18 protein-coding genes are annotated in these 24,611 nt (G+C 63.8%); 11 read left to right on the plus strand and 7 right to left on the minus strand.

Features of this window, described 5'->3' with window-relative positions; all coding sequences use genetic code 11:
- Positions 1 to 17 precede the first annotated feature (17 nt).
- On the plus strand, positions 18 to 518 hold the full coding sequence (locus tag A3E1_RS0112080; protein WP_020521029.1) for a DUF5709 domain-containing protein: 501 nt from the start codon (positions 18 to 20) through the stop codon (positions 516 to 518).
- A 52-nt stretch (positions 519 to 570) separates the two neighbouring features.
- On the opposite strand, the gene A3E1_RS0112085 is transcribed toward A3E1_RS0112080, so the two are convergent.
- Positions 571 to 1,680, minus strand: coding sequence for an epoxide hydrolase family protein (locus tag A3E1_RS0112085; protein WP_026208346.1), 1,110 nt, complete (start codon positions 1,678 to 1,680; stop codon positions 571 to 573).
- Positions 1,681 to 1,741: 61 nt separating this feature from the next.
- On the opposite strand from A3E1_RS0112085, the gene A3E1_RS47065 reads away from it, so the two are divergent.
- The 4 genes from A3E1_RS47065 to A3E1_RS0112110 all read left to right on the plus strand — a co-directional run bounded on the left by A3E1_RS47065 (position 1,742) and on the right by A3E1_RS0112110 (position 8,708).
- Positions 1,742 to 4,081 (plus strand): ATP-binding protein, encoded by a 2,340-nt coding sequence (locus A3E1_RS47065; protein WP_211215909.1) that lies wholly within the window; start codon positions 1,742 to 1,744, stop codon positions 4,079 to 4,081.
- Between the two features lie 71 nt (positions 4,082 to 4,152).
- Positions 4,153 to 5,598, plus strand: a complete 1,446-nt coding sequence (locus A3E1_RS0112100; RefSeq protein ID WP_020521032.1) for a hypothetical protein — start codon at positions 4,153 to 4,155, stop codon at positions 5,596 to 5,598.
- Between the two features lie 13 nt (positions 5,599 to 5,611).
- Positions 5,612 to 7,456 carry a gluzincin family metallopeptidase gene (locus A3E1_RS39985; protein WP_020521033.1) on the plus strand — a complete coding sequence of 615 codons (1,845 nt, stop codon included), beginning with the start codon at positions 5,612 to 5,614 and terminating at the stop codon, positions 7,454 to 7,456.
- Positions 7,449 to 8,708, plus strand: coding sequence for a ComEC/Rec2 family competence protein (locus tag A3E1_RS0112110; RefSeq protein ID WP_157631467.1), 1,260 nt, complete (start codon positions 7,449 to 7,451; stop codon positions 8,706 to 8,708). Before A3E1_RS39985 ends, A3E1_RS0112110 begins: the two co-directional genes overlap by 8 nt.
- A 7-nt stretch (positions 8,709 to 8,715) precedes the next feature.
- Here the strand turns inward: A3E1_RS0112110 and A3E1_RS0112115 are convergent, their stop codons facing one another.
- Positions 8,716 to 9,345, minus strand: a complete 630-nt coding sequence (locus A3E1_RS0112115; protein WP_020521035.1) for a TetR/AcrR family transcriptional regulator — start codon at positions 9,343 to 9,345, stop codon at positions 8,716 to 8,718.
- Positions 9,346 to 9,431: 86 nt separating this feature from the next.
- On the opposite strand from A3E1_RS0112115, the gene A3E1_RS0112120 reads away from it, so the two are divergent.
- Positions 9,432 to 10,550 carry an epoxide hydrolase family protein gene (locus A3E1_RS0112120; RefSeq protein WP_020521036.1) on the plus strand — a complete coding sequence of 373 codons (1,119 nt, stop codon included), beginning with the start codon at positions 9,432 to 9,434 and terminating at the stop codon, positions 10,548 to 10,550.
- Here the strand turns inward: A3E1_RS0112120 and A3E1_RS0112125 are convergent.
- Together A3E1_RS0112125 and A3E1_RS0112130 are read right to left on the minus strand one after the other, a co-directional pair.
- Complete coding sequence (locus tag A3E1_RS0112125) at positions 10,547 to 11,194, minus strand: LysE family translocator (RefSeq protein ID WP_026208348.1); 648 nt, start codon at positions 11,192 to 11,194, stop codon at positions 10,547 to 10,549. The genes A3E1_RS0112120 and A3E1_RS0112125 overlap by 4 nt on opposite strands.
- 99 nt (positions 11,195 to 11,293) lie before the next feature.
- Positions 11,294 to 11,872, minus strand: a complete 579-nt coding sequence (locus tag A3E1_RS0112130) for a hypothetical protein (RefSeq protein WP_020521038.1) — start codon at positions 11,870 to 11,872, stop codon at positions 11,294 to 11,296.
- A gap of 250 nt (positions 11,873 to 12,122) precedes the next feature.
- Here A3E1_RS0112130 and A3E1_RS0112135 point away from each other — a divergent pair, with 250 nt between their 5' ends.
- Positions 12,123 to 13,325 carry a S1 family peptidase gene (locus A3E1_RS0112135; protein WP_157631468.1) on the plus strand — a complete coding sequence of 401 codons (1,203 nt, stop codon included), beginning with the start codon at positions 12,123 to 12,125 and terminating at the stop codon, positions 13,323 to 13,325.
- Positions 13,326 to 13,329: 4 nt separating this feature from the next.
- On the opposite strand, the gene A3E1_RS0112140 is transcribed toward A3E1_RS0112135, so the two are convergent.
- The gene (locus tag A3E1_RS0112140; protein WP_157631469.1) at positions 13,330 to 13,602 is read right to left on the minus strand and encodes a hypothetical protein; all 273 of its coding nucleotides are present in this window, start codon (positions 13,600 to 13,602) and stop codon (positions 13,330 to 13,332) included.
- 84 nt (positions 13,603 to 13,686) lie between these two features.
- Between A3E1_RS0112140 and A3E1_RS49120 the strand changes: the two genes are divergently transcribed.
- Positions 13,687 to 13,869, plus strand: coding sequence for a PKD domain-containing protein (locus A3E1_RS49120; RefSeq protein WP_407637359.1), 183 nt, complete (start codon positions 13,687 to 13,689; stop codon positions 13,867 to 13,869).
- A 35-nt stretch (positions 13,870 to 13,904) separates the two neighbouring features.
- Here the strand turns inward: A3E1_RS49120 and A3E1_RS0112145 are convergent, their stop codons facing one another.
- The gene (locus tag A3E1_RS0112145; protein WP_020521041.1) at positions 13,905 to 15,593 is read right to left on the minus strand and encodes an aminotransferase class V-fold PLP-dependent enzyme; all 1,689 of its coding nucleotides are present in this window, start codon (positions 15,591 to 15,593) and stop codon (positions 13,905 to 13,907) included.
- An 80-nt stretch (positions 15,594 to 15,673) separates the two neighbouring features.
- Here A3E1_RS0112145 and A3E1_RS0112150 point away from each other — a divergent pair, with 80 nt between their 5' ends.
- Complete coding sequence (locus tag A3E1_RS0112150; protein ID WP_245571138.1) at positions 15,674 to 16,822, plus strand: hypothetical protein; 1,149 nt, start codon at positions 15,674 to 15,676, stop codon at positions 16,820 to 16,822.
- Here the strand turns inward: A3E1_RS0112150 and A3E1_RS0112155 are convergent.
- A complete protein-coding gene (locus tag A3E1_RS0112155; protein WP_020521043.1) occupies positions 16,815 to 18,347 on the minus strand; it encodes a glycoside hydrolase family 10 protein in 1,533 nt (510 codons plus the stop codon). The two genes, A3E1_RS0112150 and A3E1_RS0112155, sit on opposite strands and share 8 nt — an antisense overlap.
- Before the next feature lie 261 nt (positions 18,348 to 18,608).
- Here A3E1_RS0112155 and gltB point away from each other — a divergent pair, with 261 nt between their 5' ends.
- Positions 18,609 to 23,150: a glutamate synthase large subunit gene (gene gltB / locus A3E1_RS0112160; RefSeq protein WP_051104980.1), complete on the plus strand. Its 4,542-nt coding sequence runs from the start codon at positions 18,609 to 18,611 to the stop codon at positions 23,148 to 23,150.
- Positions 23,143 to 24,609 carry a glutamate synthase subunit beta gene (locus A3E1_RS0112165; protein WP_020521045.1) on the plus strand — a complete coding sequence of 489 codons (1,467 nt, stop codon included), beginning with the start codon at positions 23,143 to 23,145 and terminating at the stop codon, positions 24,607 to 24,609. The genes gltB and A3E1_RS0112165 overlap by 8 nt, the downstream gene beginning before the upstream one ends.
- The last annotated feature ends 2 nt before the right edge of the window (positions 24,610 to 24,611 follow it).

Genomic DNA, 24,611 nt, shown 5'->3' on the forward strand with positions numbered 1-24,611 from the left:
CGGGGTAACGGATAGATATGACCTTGCCGATAGACCCAGAATCCGAGGGCCTGCCGGACAGTGCGGACGATGAGTCATCCGCATATGACGAGCATGACCGGCCACGCTTCGACTCTTCTGCCACCACGTCTGGTGATGACCCGATGGGAGTGGATGAATACGGGGTCACCGCGGAGGAGAGTTCTCACGATGCTCCGATGAACCGGCGGCTGTGGCGCGAGGAAAAAGACATCTCACCGGACGACCCCGAGACACCCCGCGACCGGATGATCGCCGAGGAAGCGACCACGGAAGAAGACTGGGCTCAGGCCTCCCTGGACGCCGATGTGCTCAACGACGACTCTGTCACTGACGTCTACGAGCCCCGTCCCGTCGGACGCTTGATTGATGCTGACTACGACGGACTCAACGACACCGAAGCCGAGTCGATCGCCTTTGACACGGGCGAGATCGAAGGCCAGTCCGCCGAAGAGTCGGCCATGCATGAGATCTCCGGTGACGAGGTGCCCTATCGGTAGGCGTACGCCAATTCGCCTCCCCCGTGCGCACGGGGGAGGTGAATGCCTGTTCTTAAAGCGTGGCAAAGAACTCCCGGATATCGGCGCTAAGCAGATCGGGGACTTCGAGCGCGGGGAAATGGCCGCCGCGGTAGAACTCTGACCAGTGCACCACGTTGTGTGCCTTCTCGGCGAAGCGGCGAATCGCGAAATCAGCAGTGGTGAACACCGCGACGCCGAGCGGGGTTGGCGAAGGGGCCTTGGGCATCCACATGCTCGCGTCGTGGAAGCGTTCGTAGTAGGAGTTGGCGACACTGCGCGCTGTACCGGTGAACCAGTAGACACTCACCGTCGCCAGGAGCCGGTCCCGCTCGATGGGCTGTTCGGCCCACTCCTGGTACTTCTCGGCGATCCAGGCGAGCTGGCCAACCGGGGAGTCGGCGAGTGCGTGCGCGATGGTTTGCGGCCGGGTTCCCACGATCTGCATGTAGGCCGATCCATCGTCCTGGAACTGCTTCATCGCTTTGAGCCGGGCCTGCTCTGACTCGGTGAGCGCGGCCATGTCGGCCGGGTCGCCGGCTGGAAAAGTGACCAGGGCGTTGGCGTGGACCCCGACGACGTGATCGGCGTCGACGCGGCCGATTAGCGGGCCGAGGAAAGCACCAACGTCTCCGCCGTGCACTCCATAGCGCTCATAGCCAAGGCGCGCCATCAGCTCGGCCAGTGCCGCCGCGACCTTGCCATCGGTCCAGCCCGCTTCCGTAACCGGTCCCGAGAAGCCGAACCCCGGCAGGGACGGAACGACCAGGTGGAAGTCGCTTTTCAGCTCTTCGATGAGCTCGAGAAAGTCCAGGACGGTGCCAGGCCAGCCGTGCAGCAACAGGAGTGCGGTGGCATCAGCATTTTCAGATTTCACGTGTACGAAGTGGAGCTTCTGGTCTTCGACGATTGTCGTGAACTGGGGCAACGCGTTTAGTTGCCGTTCGGTGGCGCGCCAGTCGAACTCATCTGCCCAGTAGGCGGCAAGTTCCTTGAGGTCAGCCACCGGAACACCCCGCTCCCAGCCAACGCCCGGAAGCGAGTCGGTCCAGCGAGCGTGGCGCAGCCTGTCGTTGAGGTAATCAAGGTCGGCCTGGGGGATCTCGACGCGGAAGGGGCGGATTTCAGAGGCTGTGTTCGTCATGCCATTAAGGCTGGCCGTAAAGAGGGGCAGCCCGAATCTAGAGATCTCGTTATCTTTGGGCATGATCAGCAGGGCGTTCGTCGGCAGGGCAGCTGAAATATCCACTTTAGAGCGCGCGTACCAGGATGAAAGCGTCCATACAGTACTGATCAGTGGCGAAGCCGGCCTGGGTAAATCTCGCCTTGTGCACGAGTTCACCCGCCGGCTGGGCTCGCATCCGCTCGTGCTCACGGGACGGTGTCTCGAGTTCGGCAACGACGGTCTCGCGTACGCGCCGTTCCTGCCGTTGATGCGCACCCTGCCTCAAGTTTCTGCCAGCAGGGCGGAATTGTTCAGTGAGCTTCTGTCCACTTTGGAACGTTCCGCGGCGGACCGCCCGGTGATGCTGGTGCTCGAAGATCTGCACTGGGCCGACGGTGCGAGTCGTGAGCTGCTGTCGTTCCTCGTCGCGAACGTGATGGATCCCGGCGTTTTCATGATTGCCACGCACAGGCCGCCCGCAGGGCAGTTCTTACTGGAGTTGGGCCGCTCCGCGTCGGTAGTCCGGCTGACCCCCGCCCCACTCACGCGTCACGAGGTCGGCCGTCAGCTGGCCGGCTTGCGCCAACGCGAACCAGATCCGGTGACGGTCACCAAAGTTTTTGAACGCAGTCAAGGCAATCCACTGTTCGTGGAGGCTCTGAGCCAGTCTCCCGACGATACCCCAGCCGAGCTACGCGAACTCTTGCTCGCCCGCCTGCCCGAGCTAGCCGCCGCGGCGAAGCACCTGCTCGAAGTCGCGGCGGCCGCGGGCGTGCTCGCTGAACATCAGGTCCTGCAGACCGTCGGTGGACTCCCGGAAAACGAACTGCATCAAGCTCTTCGGCAGCTCGTCGGCGAACACCTCCTCGTCGTTAGCGGACCGGGTTACGCGTTTCGGCATGCCCTCATCCGCGACGCCGTCTATGACTCACTCCTGCCCGCGCAGCGCAGGTCCTTGCATGCGGCGCTGGCCGAGGCGGCGTCCGATCCGGGGCAACGTTCCGCGCATGCCTCCGCGGCCGGGGATCACGCTCTCGCCCTCGAAACCTCATGGCAGGCAGCCGCGACGGTTACCTTCGCCGAGGCTGCGCGACTTCATTTCCTGCAGCGCGTACTCGAGCTATGGTCCGAAGTGGACGATGCCGCGGCGATCGTGGGTGTGGACCGCCTCACCGTCTTGGACCATGCGATCAAAGCGAGTGTGGAGACAAGTTCGGCACCCGTGGGACTGCGGCTGTGTGCCGAAGCTCTGGCACTTGAGCCGTCAGTACAGCGTTACCTTCATCAGGCCCGTCTGAAGAATCTGACCAATGCGAGCGGTGACGAGGATCTGCGGCAGGCTCTGCTGCTGTCGCCACCGGATCCGCTGCGGGGCGAAGTGCTCGCGGAATTGGCTTCGCTGAAGGTCTTTCGGGGTGACACGGCAGGCGCTTTGGCGGATGCCACCGCGGCACACGAGATCGCCGAGAGGCTGGGACTGTCCAGTCTCCTAGCTCACGCGCACACCTTCCTGGGTCTAGCGTCCTCAAGCGATCCGGTTGTCGCCAAGGAACACTTCGCCCGTGCACGTGCTGTCGCTGACCCGCATGCCCTGGTCACCGTCGCCACATGGGAATCCGCCTTGCTGACCGCTATCGGGGAATACGACACCGCGATCGACGTCATTCAGCAGGGTTTGGGTGCCGCTCACCAAACGTATGAGTTCAGCAGGCACGGCCCGATCCTGCTCGTCAAGTGGGTCCAGTCGCTCATTGGCTTGGGCCGGTTTGAGGAAGCTTTGGAGTTGATCGACGAAACCCAAGGCGGACAAGACTTGCCGTCACTGAGCAATGCCGCTCTCCTGATCAGCCGCGCTGATGCGTTGCTAGCGCTGGGGAGTGCTGACGCGGCACAGTCCGCTGTGGACAGTGCGCAAGCCCTGCTCGGCCCGGAACCCTGGGTGCGGTCCTATCGCCTTCGGCTTCGGACCGCTCAAGCGCGGCTGACCCCCGAGCGTGCGGCCGCGCTCTATGCCGCCGCCATCGAGGACGGTCTCGCGGAACATCCGCATGAGGCATGGGCTTTGGTGGCGGCGGTTAAACCGCATCCGTTGCCCGATCTTCCCGTGATTGGCCCCGTCGACGCTGCTTACCGTGCTGAGGCGCTGGGTCAGACGCGGCCCTCTGCCGGCACTCGCGCCCGCTCGGGGGCAATGGGCCTGACTGCCCGTGAACTGGACGTCCTACGTCTCGTGGCCGAAGGCAAGAGCAACCGTCAGATCGCCCAGGAACTTTTCATCAGTGGCAACACCGCTGGAGTGCACGTCTCTCGCATTCTCACGAAGCTGGGAGCTTCGACGCGTACGGAGGCGGCCCGCAAGTTCCTCGACGCGCAAAGGTGATCATTCCGCCGGATTCAGTCCATCGAGCTTCGGGCGGGGCCATACTGATGGTATAGACCCGGGGGGCTGCGATGGAGCCGGAGGAGCAGGCCAAGAAGGCTGTCCGGACCGCGGTGGTAATCGTCCACGGTATGGGTGAACAGCTGCCACTTGACACTCTCAACGGGTTCGTTCACACCGCGTTGCCGAGGGTCAACGGGGAGCGGGTTTACTTTTCCCGGCCCGAAAGAATCACTGATTCTTACGAGGCGCGTCGTCATTTGGCTTATCTGCAACGCAAACCAGAAGGCAGCGGGATCGTTTATGGACAGACGGAGTTCCTGGAGTATCACTGGTCCTACCTGATGACTGGCAACAAGCTCGGTGACCTGTTGCCAACGCTGCGCCGCTTGTTGTGGCGCAAGCCCTCAACCGTTCCGTACGGCATCAAGGTGCTGTGGTGGATCGTGTGGGCGCTGATCGTGCTTGTGCTCGCCGTCGCGGTAGTCATCATCTCCCGTGGCAAGACCGCCGCCGGGCTGGCCACTTTGCTTGTGGGGCAAGGGATAGTCGTCACGATCGCGCTGCAGCTTTTCAACCGGGCGAGCAATGTCGTGACACGGTCTTTCGTCGACGTTGTCCGTTATCTCGACCGGTCGCCACGGTCATACGAGGTGCGCCGCGCGATCCGCAAAGGAATGGTGGACCTCCTCACCGCCCTGCACGCCAAGAAACGTTACTCCCGCGTCATTATCGTCGCGCACAGCCTCGGTGCCTACATCGCCTACGACGCGATCACCTATCTGTGGCCACAGATGTGCAAGCTGCACTGCGGTCCGCTTTCCGACGGTCCCGTGCAGCGCTTGGCAGGTCTCAAGGACCTGGAAAAGGCAGCTGTCACCATTGACGCCCACCCGCTCACTGAGCTGACACCAGAGCAGCAAGGGGAGCTGGATGACTTCCGTGCCAAGCAGTTCCGGCTCTGGCAGGGGATGCGGCAGCAGGGCAACCCTTGGCTGATAACGGACTTCATTTCCGTGGGCACGCCGATGTACTTCGCCGATCTCCTGTACACCAAGAATCGCCAGGCGTTCGACACGCTGGTTAAGAAGGCCGAGCTGCCGGTGTGCCCGCCGCGCTCGGAAACGCAGACGGTCGATGGCCCCGACAAACCAGCTGGTAATTATGGCTTCAATAATTTGGGGCGCGAAGTATTAGCTCACGGGGCTGCCTTCGCCGTCGTGCGCTGGACCAACCTTTTCTTCCCAGCCGAGCGGAGCTGGAATGGGGACTGGTTCGGTGGACGTCTTCGTCCCTTGTTCGGCAAAGGCGTTCTTGACCGCCCGATCGAGGGCAACCTGCCGGGCCGGCGCACACCCGGATTAGCGCACTCAAAGTACTTCAGCTACCCCGACGACACCGGTCCCCTTGACGTGGCCACACAGCTCCGCGGCTTCCTCCAGCTAGATATCCACCAGGAGCTGCACGCCTTGCTTTCCGCGCCCGACTATCTCGAAGAGTCTGATGTGACCCGGTGAAAGGAGCCTTCCGGTGGAGCAGAAACAGGCAGTGTATGGGCGTGAATCCTTGGAGGGATATGTACCAGGGATACAGCCACCAGCGACACGTCCGCTGAAGATATTCGCCTTTGACCCGAGCCTTCGCCGGTCAGCTGGCAATCTAGCGGTCGTCAATGTCGTCAACGAACAAGTCGGTCCCGGGCCGGACGGCAGACTCGTGCAAGTCATTGATTACAACGCCACCGAGGACGTCTACTACCCACCGGTCGATCTCGACGAACCCGATGTGCTGATCCAGCGGGGTCTCGACCCGTCGGATTCCGACCCGCGTTTCCACCAGCAGATGGTCTATGCGGTGGTGATGAAGGTGATTGAGAACTTCGAGCGGGCACTAGGCCGGCCGTTCGCCTTCCGCCGTCAGCAAAAGCTCGTCGTCCTCCCGCATTCCTTCGAGGGGGAGAACGCCTTCTACGACCCGGTGACCATGTCGCTGCATTTCGGTTACTTCACCGCCGATCTCGAGGATCCGGGCCCGAACCTGCCGGGGCAGACGGTGTTCACATGTCTGTCGCACGACATCGTGGCGCACGAGACCACGCACGCGATCGTTGACCGGCTTCGCGACCAGTTCAACTGGCCGACGAATCGCGATGTGCTCGCTTTCCACGAGGCGATCGCCGACATCGTCGCGATCTTCCAGCACTTCAGCTTCCCGGAGGTGCTGCACGACCAGATCCGGGCCACTAGGGCGGACTTGTCGAAACCGGGACGGCTATTGGAGCTCGCGCGCCAGTTCGGCTACGCGACCGGTTCGGGCCAGGCGTTGCGCTCGGCGACCGGACTCGACCAGGCCGCGCCTGATCCACGGCAATATGCCGAGGTGCTCGAACCGCACGACCGAGGGTCCATTTTGGTCGCCGCGGTCTTCGACGCGTTCTTCCGCATCTACCGCAACCGAACCGCTGGTCTCGTGCGCGCGGTCACGGGTGGTTCCGGCATCCTGCCCGAGGGCGAACTGCAGGCCGATCTGGTAACGCTAGCCACGCGTGAGGCTTCCAACGCCGCCCAGGATGTCTTGACGATGTGCTTGCGGGCCTTCGAGTATTTGCCACCGGTCGACGTGACTTTCGGCGACTACCTGCGGGCTATCGTGACGGCCGACTTCGAACTCAACCCGCGCGACGAGTTCGAGCGGCGCGTCTCGTTCATCGATGCCTTCCGGGCGCGCGGAATCTATGCCCCGGCTGTCTCATCGCTGGCCGAGGAAGCCTTGCGGCTGGACCGGCCACGCGAGCTGGAGGATGTCAGGATTCCGCCGGAACTCGTCACCGAGGCGCTGGCCAGTCAATTCAAGATCTATGACGATTACGATCAGCCGGAACGTGAAGCGGTGGTGCAGTTGCGGCTGCACGAGTTCGCGATGGCCAACGCCGCGGCGCTCCAACTCGATCCGGACCTGTCGAAGAATCTGCACCTAGCCGGGTTCCATCCGAGCTTCCACACCGACGAGAACGGGCAGCTTCGCATCGAACTCGTGGCGCAGTGGATGCAGACCCCGCCCGAGGGCGACCCTCGGCGAGTGGAGATCGGCGGGGTAGTGCTTCGCGCTGGCACCACAGCGGTTTTCGATAGCGACGGCAAGGTTCGCTATATCGCCGCGCGGCCCTTGCCCGGACCACACCTGACCTACGAGACACAAAAAGCTGTTGCGGAGCAACGTGTTGAGGAGTTCAAGCGCTACGTTGGCGCCCTCGACGAACGCGACGCCCTGCAACCGTGGAGTAGCGAGGGCTATGACGCCACACGCATGCGCCGCCGGGCGAAGCTGTCCGCCGCCCACTTGGCGCGCCCGTCCTGGAGGAGATCCAATGTCTGAGCACGTGCGGATTCGGATGTACAACGTCGGCTTCGGTGACTGCTTCCTGCTTGAGTTCCCGCGTGCGAACGAGACACCGTTCCGGGTTCTCGTCGACTGCGGTGCGCACACCTCGGGCTATCCGAGGCCGGGGTGGAAACCAGCCGAGGCGGTCGCCCAGATCATCGAAGACATCACCGAGCCCGGTCAGGACCCCGCGCTTGACGTCATCGTCGCGAGCCACGCCCACCAGGATCACGTGAGTGGATTCGGTGCCCCAGCGTGGGACGACGTCACCGTGGGCGAAGTCTGGCTGCCGTGGACGGAAAATCCCAAGGATGAAGAGGCGAAGGTGATCCGCGACCGCCAAAATAAGCTCGCGATGGGCCTGGAGTTGGCGTTTCAGCAGCCGGCCTTCAACCAGCGCTGGCTGCCAGCGAAAGAGGGCCAGGCCCAAATGAACGCGTTACGTGCGCTCGCGGCCAACTCGCGCAAGAACGAGACCGCCATGAACACGCTGCATCACGGGTTCCGGGGAAAGCCGAAGCGGCGCTTCCTCAGCAGCGTCAACTCGCGCAAGATTGTCCCTAGAGGATGCCCGGATCTGACGGTCCATGTGCTGGGCCCGTCGCGTGATCCAGAGGTGATCCGGGACATGGATCCTCCGGCCGGTCAGTCCTACCTTCGCTACCGCACTTCGGTCAACGCGGTCGTCGACTCGGTGCTCAACAGGCCGTTCACGAGGAGCTTCACGCTGTCTCCGGCGGACTACGAGGCCTCTTACGAGGCAAGGGTTTCCGACGAGATCAAGGAGGCGGCGGCGTCGATGATGCGCGATGACGATCTCACGGTCGCGGTCTCCCTCGACAAGGCGGTCAACGGAACGAGCCTGATGCTGATGTTCGAGTTCGGTGAAGCGTTCCTGCTCTTTCCAGGAGATGCCCAATGGGGTACTTGGAACGCCGCACTAAGCGATTCGGACGCCCGGGAACTGATGGCGCGCACCACCTTCTACAAGGTGGGCCACCACGGCAGCCACAACTCGACTCCCATCGACTTCGTGGAAGAGGTGCTCCCGGAGGCCGACAAGCTCTGGGGCGCAGCGACTTCGGTGCACGAGATCGATTTCTGGCCCGAGATCCCGCGTCTGCCGTTGCTCAAGGAGCTGAAGAAGCGTTCCGACCGCCTCGTGCGCAGCGATAAGCCTGGCCGTGGTGGGGAAGGAGTTGAGGTCCGGCGCGGCATAGGCGTTGACTTCGCGGTGCCCTGCTGAGGCAGGCTCAATCCGCGTAGCGGCGGCCGATTTCCGTCCAGTCGGGCGCGGGTCCCGGCAGCGGCGAGGCCTTCTGGTCCCGGAGGCCGTCGAGCATGACGGTCAGATAACGCTGGCGTAGCACCGCTGTGCGGGCCGCGTCACTAATGCGCACGGCCTGAAGCTGCTCAAGCAACAGCGAGATGTCCCCGACCTCGATGTCTTGCCGCAGGACGCCGGCCGCCTTCGTCAGGTCAAGCAGGCGCTGGGTGAGCCGGTGTGCCTCCGTCGCGGCGGCCACGATCTCGGGCGTAATGGTAAAGCCGCCAGCCAGCCTGATCGACAGGGCGCCGGAGCCCGCCTCTACACAGCCACTCATGAACGCGGCGAAGGCCTGCCAGCGATCGCCTTCGGCAGCCGCGGCGGCCTCGGCCAGCTCGTGGTAGCGCGCCATGGTGTCGAGTGAAAGCCGTTGCAGCAACTCATCTTTGCTGCGATAGCGGCGGTAGAGAGCACCGATGCCCACGCCGGCCTTCTCGGCGACGGCGGAGATGGGCGCGTCTGGCGTCGCGGTGAACACCGCCTTCGCCGCGGTCAGGATGACCTCATCATTGCGAGCCGCCTGTGCCTTGCGCCCGCTCAGTGGTGATGTCTGCATGAGCTGAGATTAGCACTTGAACGGAGCGCTCCATTCCGCTAAACTGAAACGGAGCGTTCCGTTCCGATAGAAAATGGGGAGCAGTCATGATCAAGCCATTCCGTATCGACATTCCGCAGGCTGACCTCGATGACCTCAACGACAGGCTCCGGGGTACCAGGTGGCCCAAAGAGCTCCCCGGGATCGGCTGGGAGCGGGGCACGGACATCTCCTACCTCAAAGGTCTCGCCGATTACTGGCTGAATGAATACGACTGGCGTGCGCAGGAGGCGGCGCTGAACGCCTACCCGCAGTTCACGACCGAGATCGAAGGGGAGAACCTCCACTTCATGCACATCAAGTCGCCGGTCGGCGATGCTTTCCCGCTCTTGCTGCTGCACGGCTGGCCGGGGTCCATTGTGGAGTTCACCAAGGTGATCGGGCCCCTGACGGAAGCTGGTTTTGAACTGGTGATTCCCTCGCTGCCCGGGTTTGGTCTCTCGGGTCCGGTCAAGAGCCTCGGCTGGAACACCGGCCGGGTGGCCGACGCGATGAAGGAGCTGATGAGCCGTCTGGGCTTCGAGCGCTATGGCGTGCAGGGCGGCGACTGGGGTGCCGTGATCGCTCCCGAGCTAGGCGCCCGCGACGCCAACCACATCGTTGGCGTGCACGTGAATGCCGCGAGCGTGGGCTTCATCCCGTTCGGGCCGGTGGATGACGAGGTGACCGCGAAGCTTTCCGAGGCGGAGAAGGCGCGCTTGGCCAAGCTCGGCTGGTTCATGGAGGAAGGCAACGGCTACTTCCAGCTGATGGGCACGCGGCCGCAGAGCCTCGCGTTTGGACTGGCCGACTCACCCATCGGTCAGCTCGCGTGGATCGCCGAGAAGTTCAAGGAGTGGACCAACGCCAGCTCCGAGACACCGGAGGACGCGGTCGGGCGGGACCACTTGCTGACCAACGTAATGCTCTACTGGCTGACAGACACGGCGAACTCTTCGTCGCAGATCTACTACGAGAACATGCACTCTGGCGAATGGCCGCGGCAGTCGCCCGTGCCGACGGGCGTCGCGGTCTTCGCTGAGGACGTGTCGCAGCGGTTCGCCGCGGAGCAGCTTTACAACATCGTGCACTGGTCAGAGTTTGACGCCGGTGGCCACTTCGCCGCGCTGGAAACCCCTGACCTGCTGGTCGAAGACGTCAAGAAGTTCTTCGCCACCGTGCGCTAAGCACTGACCGCTGGGCGGGCGCGCTCGAAGAGCATCTTCAATCCGAGCGCGCCCAGCACAGTACCCATGAAATATCGTTGCAGCGCAACCCAACGCGGCCTCGCGGCAAGCCACTTCGCGATGCCGCCGGCGGTTATGACCCATAGTGAGTTGAAGGTCAAAGCGACCGCGCACTGCACCAGGCCAAGCAAGAACCCCTGCACCGCGATGTTTCCCCGGGACGGGTCGATGAACTGCGGCAGCAGCGAAACGTAGATGATGGCCACCTTGGGGTTGAGCAGATTCGTCAGCAGTCCCATGGTGAAAAGCTTGCGGGCCGGATGAGCGGGCAGCTCCCGTGTCGTGAACGGACCGCCGCCCGGTGAGCGAAATGCTTGGTAGGCAAGCCAAAGCAGGTATACCGCTCCGGCCACCCTGATCACGTCGTAGAGCAGTGGCACCGCGGTGAAGATGGCGACCAGTCCCAGTGCGGTCGCGGCGATGTAGAGCACAAAGCCCACGCCGACTCCCGCGAGCGAGATCAGTCCCGCGGCGCGCCCTTGAGCCAGGGTCCGTGAGACGAGGTAAATCATGTTCGGACCGGGTGTGAGCACCATGCCAAGGGCGACTAAGGCGATGCCCAAGGCGGCGGAAAGACTGATCATGACTCCAGCCTGCATCGCCAATCTCATCTTGCCGACGGCCAATTCCGGTTATGTGGCTCGTCCCGGGGACGACCGGCGGCCCTCCCCGGGAGCCGTTCTCTAGTAGCCGAAACGAACCCGGTACTGACCGCCGTCGCCGGTGTACGTGACTGTCGATCCGGGGGAGTGATAGGCGGTAGCGACGCGATCGTCGTTGTACGTGTAGTCGTCGGCCATCGACCACAGCGTCGCCCGCAACTGGGTCGTCACGAACGGGTTGCCGAACCAAGCCTGGTAGGTGTTGTACATGTTGTTGCTGATGTTCTGAAGCTCCAAAGCGGACAGGTCATTGCCGTCATCCTCTTCCAGCATGATGCTGATGAGGAACCAGTTGCTCGGGACGTTGCTGATGATGGTCGCGTTGGGATAGTGGATCTCATCCGTGGAAACATTGTTGTCGAGGTAACCCGGACCCCACTTGCCAAACGCCGTGGCGTTGGGATTCGTGGGGGATGCGGCGAACACCAGGTAATACGGGCTGTCGTCGCCGTTTTCCGAAGTCTCCTCAACGCAGTGCACCGCGAGGACGCGCAGGGCCGGATAGGCGGCCTGAGCGGGGGAGGCGAGGATGAGGCTGGTGCCGACGGCGAGTCCGGTCAGTGCGAGACTGAGCGCGAGCTTGCGGATATTAACGGTCATGCTTAGATGCTGCTAACTGGCATCACAGTCGGCTCAAGGCGTCTTCAAGGTCTGCTTCTAATAGAGCGTGGGCCCGAATTGGTCGAAGAGGCAAAACAGGACCCCGGATCCGGCTGCGGGACATCCGTGCTTGTACTCAATCAGCCCTAAGCACGCTGACGCTGCTTTGAGTCAACCCTGATCGTCCTTCCTAACGTGCGTGGTGCCATCGGCCGCCACGGCTGGTCGGCTCAGACGGTTGGGAGGAACAGTGAGACGCAAATCAATGATGGTCACGCTCGTGCTCGCTGTGGCGTTGGCGGGTGCGGCTCCGGCGAAAGCGAACTCCACTTTGGACAAAGTGCCGGACGGCTTCACTACTTGGACGGAGCTGCTGACCGTTCAGGACAGGCTCTTGGCGGCGGCCGAGAAGATAAGCGCCGCAAGCACTGACGGCTTCGCCGGTTTCGAACTCAGGCTGCGGTCACGTGAACTTTACGTCTACTGGAAAGGCACACCTCCGTTAGGAGTGATCGCGGCGGTCCGCGACCAGGAAGGAGTGCGAGTGCTGCCAGCCCCCTTTAGCGAGAAGGAGTTGCTGGCACTGGCGACGACTGTTCGTGGCCCAGAGGTCGTCGCCACAGGACCGCTTCCCGACGGCAGCGGCATCATGGTGTCCGTTACAGGTGCGGCGGCTACTGGCGCGGCGGTCGCCCAAGTCGAGGCTTCCGGTGCCCGGGTCGTCGTCGAGCCCCATACGCCAGCGCCGAAGCCGTTTTATGACCGGCAGGACGACAAGGCGCCGTACTACGGCGGGGCGATGTATCACTACCAGGTCCAGGGCGGCACAAGCTTCTGCAGCACCGGTTTCGCGGTGAAGGTCGGCACGGAATCGAAGATTTTGAGCGCGGCTCACTGCGGCGTCAACGGCCAGGCCGTCAAAGACGGCGGCGGGCAGGTAATGGGCACCTTCGAGGGCGACAACAACACCAACGACATCATCCTCATCGACGCCCCAGCAGCCGGAAAAGCCTTCGTCGGCTCGTACTCCTCGGGGGTGTCCGACAAAATCATCGGCGCCATGGCGAGCATGGCCGGGATGTGGGTCTGCACCTCAGGGGCGAACTCAGGCGATCACTGCAATATCAAAGTCAAATACGTCAACCAGACCATTTCGCTGCCGACAAGTGAGGGCACCTTCACCATCTATCCCCTGGTACGCGCGCAGGAGTACGACCACGAAATCGCCGCCGCCCAAGGCGATAGCGGTGGCCCGGTAATCGTGACGACGCAGCACCCGGACCTGGTCCGGGCGGCCGGCACGATAACCGCCGGCGGTGGCCTGGTCGACGACTGCGGCCCCATGTTCCTGCCCGACTCGATTTGCGGCTGGGACATCTACTACGTCCCGATCGCTACGTCGCTGACCTACTACGGCGCGACGCTGACAACCTATGAGGCACACCGAAAGTAACGCCTTACGACACGGCTACGGCAGCACGGGCGCGGGTCCGGCGGCGCTTTAGCACCAGCGCCCAGGCCCCTGCGGTGAGTAGAAGACCCGCGCCCAGCTGCACCGGAAAGCCGAACATCAGCGTCGCCCACGTTGTTAGCGGCGCCTTAGCCCCATGGTTCGATGAGGAACCCGATTGTGCGCTCGCTGGGCCACCTGTCACGTCGTAGATGACGACGACAGCGGCGGCTTCTCGCTGATCTGCCGTCCGGTGCACCCCTCGTCGTGACCTGCTCACCTGGCGGGCTGCCCTGGGCCTGGCAGCTGGAGTCCATTGCGCTGACAGTCACCCGGATCGAGCTGCCTTCACCAGCGGGGTGCCCTGGCTGGTCGCTGCCGCGGCACCGCCGCCGGCAAGACGGCTAGCCACAGCTACCCCAACGTCGGCGCCACCTATACGGTTCGCCTGACCGTGACGGACAGCAAAGGCCAGCCGGGCACCACGACGCGTCAAGTGAAGTGCTACAAGCACATCAGCACCCCGCTTTGCTTCTACGGGCCCTGATAGCGTGGCCGCCGTGCCGTTGGTGCGGCGGCCATCTACTGCAAGCATTCGTCCGGCAGTTCAAACCAGCGCAGTTCTTCGAACCGGGCTGACACACGGGGACTGGTTCCGTCAACGCATGGCCTGAAGGCATAGGTAGCGAACAGGTCCCGGGCTTGCGCGAGGTAGCTGTCGAACGCTTCCTCGCCAGCGGTCTCGTGGTGTGCTGGCCATCGCAGCTGCCCCGCGGCGTCGTAGCGCAGCTGGGTGAGCCGCAGCGGTGGTTCGACGACGCCCAGGCGATGGCGCCACAATCCGGTCACCGGGTTGAAGCGATAGTCAGGAAGCAGCTCCCACCCCTGAGACGCCACCAGGTGCACGGCGTCAACGATGTACCGGAACGTGGCGTCAGAAATGAAGTAGTTGAAGCTGACCCGGGTCCAGCCGGGCTTGATGCCCTCGCAGCCGGTGATGATTTCCTCCTCGAACCGGTGCGACCGGGCGGCGTCGATGCCCAGCAGACGGTGCCCGTACGGCCCGGCACACGAACAGCCGCCACGGGCCTGGATGCCAAACAGATCGTTGAGCAGCGCCACGACGAAGTTGTGATGCAGATATTTGCCGCCGGAACGCCGTACCACAAAGGAGATTATCGAGAGCCGGTCGGCGTCGAGGTTGCCAAGCAGTTCGAGGTTGGGATTCTCCCGCCAGGAGGCGATGGCCTGATTGAGGAAGCGCTCCTCCTCGACCTTAATCACCTCAACTCCGACCGCTTCTTTGAGCTGGAAGACCAAGCCGGCCCGAATCGACTCCACGATGGCGGGAGTTCCGCCTTCTTCGCGATGCTCCAAATTGGACAGATAGTGGTGCTCCACGGAACTCACATAGTCGACTGTGCCCCCGCCCGGGACGGCGGGCACCCGGTTGCGGACCAGGTCCCGCCGCACGATGAGGACGCCTGGAGTGCCCGGACCGCCAACGAACTTGTGCGGGGACAAGAAAACCGCGTCCTTGTACGCGTCCGGATACCGCGCCGATTGGCCATACATCCAGATTCGGGTGTACGGCGCCGCCGCCGCATAGTCCCAAAAGGACAGTGCGCCATGCTTGTGCAGCAGATCCGAGATCGCGTCGGTGTCGGTGAGAATCCCGGTCACGTTGGAGGCGGCGGAGAACGACCCGACCTTGAGCGAACGGTCGGCATACTTCACGAGTTCGGCTTCGAGCGCCAGCAGATCGATGTGGCCGCTGGGGTCTTCCGGGATCACGACGACGTCGGCGACGGTTTCGCGCCAGGACAGCTCGTTGGAGTGATGCTCAAACGGGCCGATGAACACCACCGGCCGCTCGTGCGGCGGAATCTGATCGCTGAACCCGTGCTGGTCATCGAGCACGTCGGGGATGCGCAGGCCGAGGATGTGCACGAGCTTGTCGATGGCGCCGGTGGAGCCAGAGCCGGTGAAGATCACGAGCGTCTGGTCGTCGCCACCCACCGCTTCACGGATAAGTGACCGGGCGTCCTCTCTTAGCCGTGTGGTCTGCAGGCCCGTGCCGGAGGCTTCGGTGTGCGTGTTCGCGTACCGGGGCAGTACCTCGGTGCGGATGAAGTCCTCGATGAAGGTCAGCGCTCGCCCCGAGGCGGTGTAATCGGCATAAGTGACCCGGCGTGGGCCATAAGGTCCCCACATCACCTGGTCGTCCCCGATGACGGACTCCCGAACCCGCAGCAATAGAGGTGCGGTCATACCCACATTATGGGGGCCGTGGAGAGCCTCAAGCGCAACTAAGCCAGGTGCTAGCTAAACGTTTGGTCTAGCATGCCTGAGTGTTCAGTAGACGCGTGTCGATCACTGTGCTCACGTTGGCCGTCCTGCTATTGGCGGGGTGTGCCCAGGACTCGGCGGTCTGGCGGGCAGCTCCGGCGGGCAGTTCGGCGCCGTCTGCGCAGCCCGCATCCAGCTCACCGGCTCCGGCGGCTTCTCCCACGCCCGCCGTGGTCAACGGCAATCCGGGCGCTCGGGTGCCAGTGCCGGCCGAAGGGCAAGCGGTCGACACCTCGCGTCCCGACCGCGTGATCGGCACCGGAACGGCGGCCAGCTGCACCTCAGCGGCGGTCGTTAGCGCGGTGGCGGCTGGTGGGATCAGCACCTTCGACTGCGGTGCCGATCCGGTCACGATCGTCATGACCGCGACGGCCAAGGTGCGCAACAACAACGGCCGAACGGTCCTCGATGGCGGAGGCAAGGTGACGCTCAGCGGCGGTAACGCGCGGCGGATCCTTTACCAGAACACCTGCGATAGTTCGCTGGGGCGCAGCGGAACGGACTGTCTGCAACAGACGAATACCCAGCTGATCGTCCAGAACCTAACGTTCGCCGACGGCAACTCGACCGGTGAGATGACCGAAGGCGGCGGTGGCGGGGCCATCCTTGTGCGGGGCGGCCTGCTCAAGGTGGTCAACTCCCGTTTCGTGCGCAATCGCTGCGACCAGGCCGGCCCCGATCTCGGCGGAGCCGCCATCCGGATCACCATCCAATATCACCGCAAGCCCAATTACATCGTGGGCAGCACGTTCGGTGGTGCGGCCGGGCAGGGCGGCTCGTGTTCCAACGGCGGTGCGATCAGCGGGCTGCACGCCTCGCTCGCGATATACAACAGCCTGCTGACCCACAACAACGCGGTCGGTAAAGGAGCTAACCCGGCCCGGCCGGGCACAGCTGGAGGCGGGAGCGGCGGCGCGATCTACACCGATGGGAACACTTTCACCGTCGGCATTTACGGCAGCGTCATCGCCGACAATCGCGCGAAAGAAGGCGGTGGCGCCATTTTCATGGTTAGCAACGACCGCAGCGGCACCCTGACCATTGACTCGTCAACGCTGCAACGTAATCCGAGCGAAGGATTCCAGAACAGCCCCGGCATCTTCTTCATTGGCTCCGGCAAACCTAGGGTCATCTCAAGCACCGTCAAGTGAGCTCAACGGCTGGGCTTTCGTTCCAGAGGCGATCGAGTGTCGTGACGCAGTAGGCGTTTCGCCGCCCGGATGTCGCGGTCGCGTCGGTCCAACTGGTCGCTCCCATCACGACACCGATCAGCTGCGCCGGATCCTGGCTGGAAAGGTCAGCGCGGTAGATGGCGTGGCGGCGCAGGGGAAGGTCCTCACCGGCCTGCCAGGTCAGCGTGACCGTGCCGTTGTCCGCGCGACGGGCATGCGCATTAATAGGCGCCAGTGGGCGGACACCAGGAAGAAGCGGCATGGCAGGCACCAGTGCCGGCTGCCGGTAATGCGCCTCGCGGTACCGAGTCACCCCACCAAGAGCATCATCGCGTACTTGGCTAGCGCTGAAGTGAATGCTGCCGCTAACCGGATACTTGCGGTTGAGAGCGAGCTGGCGGTCGATCTCGCCCGGGTCACTCCAAGGACCCGCCTGCCCGATGCGGTAATCGGCCTGCCCAATGTAGAGCTGCACTTGGGTGCCCGCGATTGCCTTGGACCACCACGGCAGCAACACCTCATAGTTGGCGACGTCGAATCCGATGTGCCAGTAGAGCTGTGGCACCACATAGTCGAGCCAGCCCTTGGTAATCCACAGTCGCGTGTCGGTGTAGATGTCGTCAAAGCTTTGCAGCCCACGTGTCGCCGAGCCGGAGGGGTCGGTCTGCGCGTTGCGCCAAATGCCAAACGGGCTGATCCCAAATTTCACCCAGGGCTTGAGCTGCTTGATTCGTGTGTGCAGCTCCTGGATGAACACGTTGACGTTTTCTCTGCGCCAGTCGGCTTTGCTGGCTCCGCCGCCGTAGCGGGCGTAGGCCGCATCGTCGGGAAAGTCATGCTTGCCAACGGGATACGGGTAAAAGAAGTCATCGAAGTGGATGCCGTCGAGGTCATACTTGGCGGCGGCGTCCAAAATGGAGTCTTCAACGAAGCGCCGGGCCTCAGGAATGCCGGGGTTGTAGTAGAGCCGGGCCGAGCTTGATTCAGCGGGCGACGGGTAGACCACCGCCCACTCAGGATGCTTATGCAGCGGATGGTTGGGCGGCAGGCTCGCCATGGTGCCGGTCTGTGCCGCCTTATAGGGGTTGAACCAGGCGTGGAATTCCAAACCGCGGGCATGAGTCTCCGCGACGATGAAGGCCATCGGGTCCCAGCCGGGTGACTGCCCGTCGGTGCGGCCGGTCAGCCAGTGCGCCCACGGAGCATAAGAGGAAGGCCAGAAGGCGTCGCCGCTCGGTCGCACGTGGACGAAGATGGCGTTGTGGTTCATCCGCTGAGCGAGATCGAGCCACGAGCGGTACTCGGCTTTGATCGCCTGTTCATCGAGCCCAGGCTTGCTCGGCCAGTCACTGTTGCGGACGGTCGTGAGCCACATGCCACGCAGCTGGCGAGGCGCCGCCACGGTGCGTCCCGCACAGGTCACCGGTGCCGCGGAGGCCAGCAGCGTGGGCTTAACAGCAGGCTGGGAAACCGGCGCTGGCTGGGAGTTGTCCCGCAGCGCCAAGAAGGCTCCCGCCGTCAGGGCGAGTCCAAGGAGAGCGACCGCGACTAGCCTCGCGGCCGGGTGTGAGTGCCACGATCGGCGTCTGTGAGACCTGATCAGCGGGCGTCGCATCAAGGCAACAGACTGACACGACCCGTGGGGTCCGGTCGAGCCGAGTGATGTTTTTCGCTCTCCGTAGGCATGGTTGTCGTCTTACGTAACCGCCGGTCATTGTGTACGCTCCAGTGAATTCTTCTGGGCCGATGCCGTCCCTCCAAACTCATGATCAGAGCCTTTCTGGCGCATGACGTTTCGGGAGGCCGACACGTGACATTCTCTGCTGCACCCTACGCTCAGGGCCTCTACGACCCAGCCAACGAACACGACGCCTGCGGTGTCGCCTTCGTCGTGGACGCACGCGGCCGGCGCTCGCACGCCATCGTCGAGGCGGGCCTGACCGCCCTGCGTAACCTCGAACATCGTGGTGCCGCGGGCTGCGAGGTCAACTCCGGTGACGGCGCGGGAATCCTGGTTCAGGTGCCGCACGAGTTCCTTCGCGCGGTCACCGACTTCCCGTTGCCGGAGCCCACCGCCTCCGGCGAGCCCGCCTACGCCGTGGGCAACGCCTTCCTTCCTGCTGACGTGAGTCAGCGGGCCCGTGCCATCGAGGTGATCGAGCGGATCGTCGCCGAGGAGGACGTGAAGCTCCTGGGCTGGCGTGACCTGCCCATTGACGCGGAGGCTGCCGATCTTGGGGCGACTGCCCGCTCGGTACAACCGCATTTCGCCCAGCTGTTCATCGGCGGTGAATCGGGCCTGGCCCTCGAACGGCTGGCCTTCGTGGTGCGGCGCCGGATTGAGCGGGAGACCCGCGAGCGCGGTGTCGAGGTTTACTTCCCTTCACTGTCCGCTCGCACGGTGGTCTACAAGGGGATGCTGACCACCGATCAGCTCCCGGCGTTCTTCCCCGACCTGTCTGACGCGCGCCTGGTGAGCTCGATAGCGTTGGTACACAGCCGGTTCTCCACCAACACGTTCCCGAGCTGGCCGCTGGCGCATCCTTATCGCTACGTCGCGCACAACGGCGAAATCAACACGGTCAATGGCAACCGCAACTGGATGCGCGCCCGCGAAGCGCTACTGGAAAGTGACCTGATCCCAGGTGATCTCAGGCGCCTGTTCCCGATCTGTACCCCGGCGGCGAGCGACTCCGCGAGCTTCGACGAGGTCCTGGAGCTGTTGCACCTAGGTGGCCGTTCGCTGCCACACGCGGTGCTGATGATGATCCCGGAGGCCTGGGAGAACAACGCCACCATGGACCCGGCGAGGCGTGCGTTCTATGAGTTCCACGCCTCGGTGATGGAACCTTGGGACGGTCCGGCCTGTATCGCTTTCACCGATGGCACCCAGATCGGCGCCGTGCTCGACCGCAACGGCCTGCGTCCGGCCAGGTGGTGGCGCACCAATGACGACATCGTCGTGTTCGCCAGCGAGGCTGGTGTCCTTGACTTCGATCCGGCCACCATCGTCGCGAAAGGACGGTTGCAGCCCGGCCGGATGTTCCTCGTGGATACCGCCGCGGGGCGCATCGTCGACGACGAGGAAATCAAATCTGAACTCGCCGCCGAGCACCCCTATGCCGACTGGCTGCGCGCCGGCCTGATGCGGCTATCCGACCTGCCCGACCGCGAGCACATCACTTATGGCCACGAAGCGGTGCTGCGCCGCCAGCTCACGTTTGGTTACACCGAGGAAGAGCTCCGGGTCCTGGTCACCCCGGCGGCCCGTGATGGTGCCGAACCGATTGGCTCGATGGGCACGGACACTCCCATCGCGGTGCTGTCCGAGCGCCCACGGCTCCTGTTCGACTACTTCAGCCAGCTGTTCGCGCAGGTGACCAACCCGCCGCTGGACGCGATCCGCGAAGAGATCGTCACCTCGGTCGCTCACACGATCGGGTCGGAGCCCAATCTGCTGGCACCATCAGCGGAGTCGTGCCGTCAGATCGTGCTGCCGTTTCCCGTGCTGGACAACGACGAGCTCGCCAAGCTGATCCACAACGATCTGCCCGCCTTCAAAGCTGTCACCGTTTCCGGCCTGTACCCGGTACGCGATGGCGATGCGGGCCTCAAGGCGCGGCTGATCGAAATCTGCCGCCACATTTCCGATGCCATCGAAGATGGCGCGCGGCTGATCGTGCTGTCCGATCGCGACTCCACGGCCGACCTGGCGCCGATCCCGTCGTTGTTGCTCACCGCATGCGTGCACCATCACCTCATCCGCGAACAGACCCGCACCATGGTGGGGCTGGTCGCTGAGGCCGGCGACGCTCGCGAAGTGCACCACATGGCGCTGCTGCTGGGCTACGGCGCCTCCGCGGTGAACCCTTACCTGGCCTTTGAATCCATTGAGGACATGATCGCCACGGGTGCGATCACCGGCATCGAGCCCTACAAAGCCGTGCGGAATTACGTCAAAGCCATGGGTAAGGGTGTCCTCAAGGTGATGTCCAAGATGGGCATCTCCACGATGGCCTCCTATATCGGTGCCCAGGTCTTCGAAGCCGTTGGCCTGTCTCAAGAACTCGTCAAGCGTTACTTCACCGGCACACCGAGCAAACTCGGCGGGATCGGGCTCGCGGAGATTCACACGGAGGTCGCCGCCCGCCACTCCCGTGCCTGGCGCGAAAATACGAGACTGGAGACCGGCGGGGAATACCAGTGGCGGCGTGACGGCGAAGTGCACCTGTTCAACCCTGAGACCGTCTTCCTGCTGCAGCATTCCACCCGCACCGGCCAGTTCGAGGTCTTCAAGAAGTACACCGCCGCCGTGGACGCTATGTCCCGCAAGGCGGCCACGTTGCGCGGCCTCTTCGAACTCAAGCCCGGCACACCGATTCCGCTCGATGAAGTCGAATCCGTGGAAAGCATCGTCAGGCGGTTCTCCACCGGCGCGATGTCTTACGGCTCGATTTCCGCTGAGGCACACGAGACGCTGGCGATCGCGATGAACTCGATCGGCGCCAAGTCCAACACCGGCGAAGGTGGCGAAGACGTCGACCGGCTCTACGACCCGGCTAGGCGCAGCGCCGTCAAACAGGTCGCCAGTGGACGGTTCGGCGTCACGAGCGAGTATCTGGTCAACGCCGCCGACGTCCAAATCAAGATGGCGCAAGGGGCCAAGCCCGGTGAGGGCGGACAGTTGCCCGCGCACAAGGTGTATCCGTGGGTCGCCCGCACACGGCACTCCACACCGGGCGTCGGACTCATTTCCCCGCCGCCGCACCACGACATCTACTCGATCGAGGATCTGGCTCAGCTGATCCACGATCTGAAGAACGCCAACGATCAGGCCCGGGTCCACGTCAAGCTCGTCGCCGAGGTCGGCGTGGGAACCATCGCGGCGGGCGTTAGCAAGGCGAAAGCCGACGTGGTCCTCATCTCCGGGCACGACGGCGGCACCGGAGCCTCACCGTTGACGTCACTCAAGCACGCCGGAGCGCCGTGGGAGCTGGGCCTCGCCGAGACGCAGCAAACCTTGCTGCTCAACGGATTGCGCGATCGCATCGTCGTGCAGGTCGACGGTCAGCTCAAGACGGGCCGTGATGTCGTTGTCGCCGCACTCCTTGGCGCGGAAGAGTTCGGCTTCGCGACCGCGCCACTGGTGGTGTCGGGCTGCATCATGATGCGCGTGTGTCACCTGGACACCTGCCCGGTCGGCGTGGCCACACAGAACCCGGAGCTAAGGAAGAAGTTCAACGGCAAGCCGGAATTCGTGGTCACGTTCTTCCAATACATCGCCGAAGAGGTGCGGCAATACCTGGCTGAACTCGGGTTCCGCAGTCTCGATGAGGCGATCGGGCACGCCGAGATGCTGGACGCCCGCCCGGCTATCGATCACTGGAAGGCAAGCGGCCTTGATCTGTCCCCGATCCTGGCGACGGTTGAGGGCACGCCGCGTAACGTCGTGACTCAGGACCACGGTCTGGACAAAGCGTTGGACAACAAGCTAATTGAGCTTGCCGAGGATGCGCTTAACGACAGGCAGCCAGTCCGAATCGAGCTGCCGGTGCGCAACGTCAACCGGACCGTCGGCACGATGCTCGGCTCACGGGTGACGCGTGCGTTTGGTGGCAAGGGTTTGCCCACCGACACCATCGAGGTCGTGCTCACCGGCACCGCGGGCCAGTCGTTCGGCGCGTTCCTTCCGCCGGGAGTCACGTTGCGGCTGTTCGGCGATGCCAATGACTATGTGGGCAAAGGCTTGTCCGGTGGGCGAATCATCGTCCGCCCACATGAGAGCGCGACGTTCGCGGCCGAGGAAAACATCATCGCCGGCAACACCATCCTTTATGGAGCGACGGCGGGGGAGCTATTCCTTCGCGGCCGGGTCGGCGAGCGGTTCTGCGTGCGCAACTCCGGTGCCGTCGCGGTCGTCGAAGGCGTCGGCGACCACGGTTGTGAATATATGACCGGCGGACGTGTTGCGGTGCTTGGGCCAACCGGACGCAACTTCGCCGCTGGAATGTCCGGCGGTGTGGCTCACGTTCTGAATCTGGACCATTCCTTGGTCAATACCGAGATGGCCGACATCGAGCCACTGTCCGCCGAAGACGCGGTCGAGTTGCGGTCGATGGTGCAACGCCATTACGCCGAGACGGGTTCGGTGGTGGCCGAGGCCATCCTCGCCGACTGGCCGGGGCAGGTGGCCGCGTTTTCGACGATCATGCCGCGTGACTACAAACGTGTGCTGCAAGCAAGCCGGCTGGCCGAACTGGCCGGTCGTGATGTGGATGAAGCAATTATGGAGGCGGCTCGTGGCTGATCCAACTGGGTTCATGAGGTACAACCGGGAGCTGCCCAAGCGCCGCCCTGTAGCTGTCCGGATCTCAGACTGGCGCGAGGTCTATCAGCCCTTCGCGCCCGGCCAGATTCAGACACAGGCGAGCCGCTGCATGGACTGCGGAATCCCGTTCTGCCACAACGGCTGTCCGCTCGGAAACCTCATTCCGGAGTGGAACGATCTGGTGCGCACCAACGGTTGGCGTGCCGCGATCGACCGGCTGCACGCCACGAACAACTTCCCGGAGTTCACCGGGCGGCTCTGTCCCGCTCCGTGTGAGGCCGCTTGCGTGCTCGGCATCGGCTCCGATCCGGTCACCATCAAGCAGGTCGAAGTCGAAATCATCGACCGGGCTTGGGCAGAGGGCTGGATAGCACCGCAGATTCCGTCGCGCCTGAGCGGAAAGAAGGTCGCCGTCATCGGCTCCGGCCCAGCCGGGCTGGCCGCCGCACAGCAGCTCACCCGTGCTGGCCACGAGGTGACCGTTTACGAATCCGCTGACCGCATCGGCGGGCTGCTGCGTTATGGCATCCCCGAGTTCAAGATGGAGAAGCGGCACATCGACCGGCGGCTGGCGCAGATGGAGGCCGAAGGCACGCGGTTCGTCACCGGTGTGCACGTCGGCACCGATCTGACCGCCTCGCAGTTGCGTGCTGACTTCGACGCGGTCGTGATCGCTACGGGCGCAACGGTTCCCCGGGACCTTCCCGCGCCGGGGCGTGAGCTGGCGGGCATCTACTCCGCGATGGAGTATTTGGTGCCGGCTAACCGCGTACAACTTGGTGATTTTGAATCCTCGCCCATCGACGCGGCCGGAAAGCATGTCGTCATCATTGGCGGCGGCGATACCGGAGCTGACTGTCTCGGCACCGCCCACCGCCAAGGCGCCCTGAGCGTTACACAGCTGGAAATCATGCCGCGGCCAGATGACGAGCGGCCCGGCTTCACCCCGTGGCCGACTTGGCCCCTCATCTACCGCACCTCCAGCGCACACGAGGAGGGCGGCGAGCGTCTGTTCGCCGTCAACACCGAGCGGTTCGTCGGCGACGACAACGGCAACGTGCGAGCCCTTGCGCTGCATGAAGTCCAGATGTCCGAAGGACGATTCGCCAAAATCGAGGGTACGGAACGTGAGATCCCAGCCGACCTCGTGTTCCTGGCGATGGGCTTCGTGTCCGTTGGCGACGCGGCCAAGGGCGGCTTCCTGGACACGCTCGGCGTCGAGGTCGACTCGCGTGGCCGTGCGGTCCGGGACGCCGCCTGGAAGTCCACAGCGGACAGTGTTTTCATCGCCGGAGACGCCGGACGCGGACAGTCACTGATCGTGTGGGCCATCGCCGAAGGCAGGGCCGCGGCAGCGTCAGTGGATGCCTATCTGACCGGCTCGTCGGTTCTCCCGTCCCCGATCCGCCCGGACACGGTCGCCCTAGCCGCCCGCTGAAC

The sequence above is a fragment of the Catelliglobosispora koreensis DSM 44566 genome, from assembly GCF_000379685.1.
GTDB classification, from domain to species: Bacteria; Actinomycetota; Actinomycetes; order Mycobacteriales; family Micromonosporaceae; genus Catelliglobosispora; species Catelliglobosispora koreensis.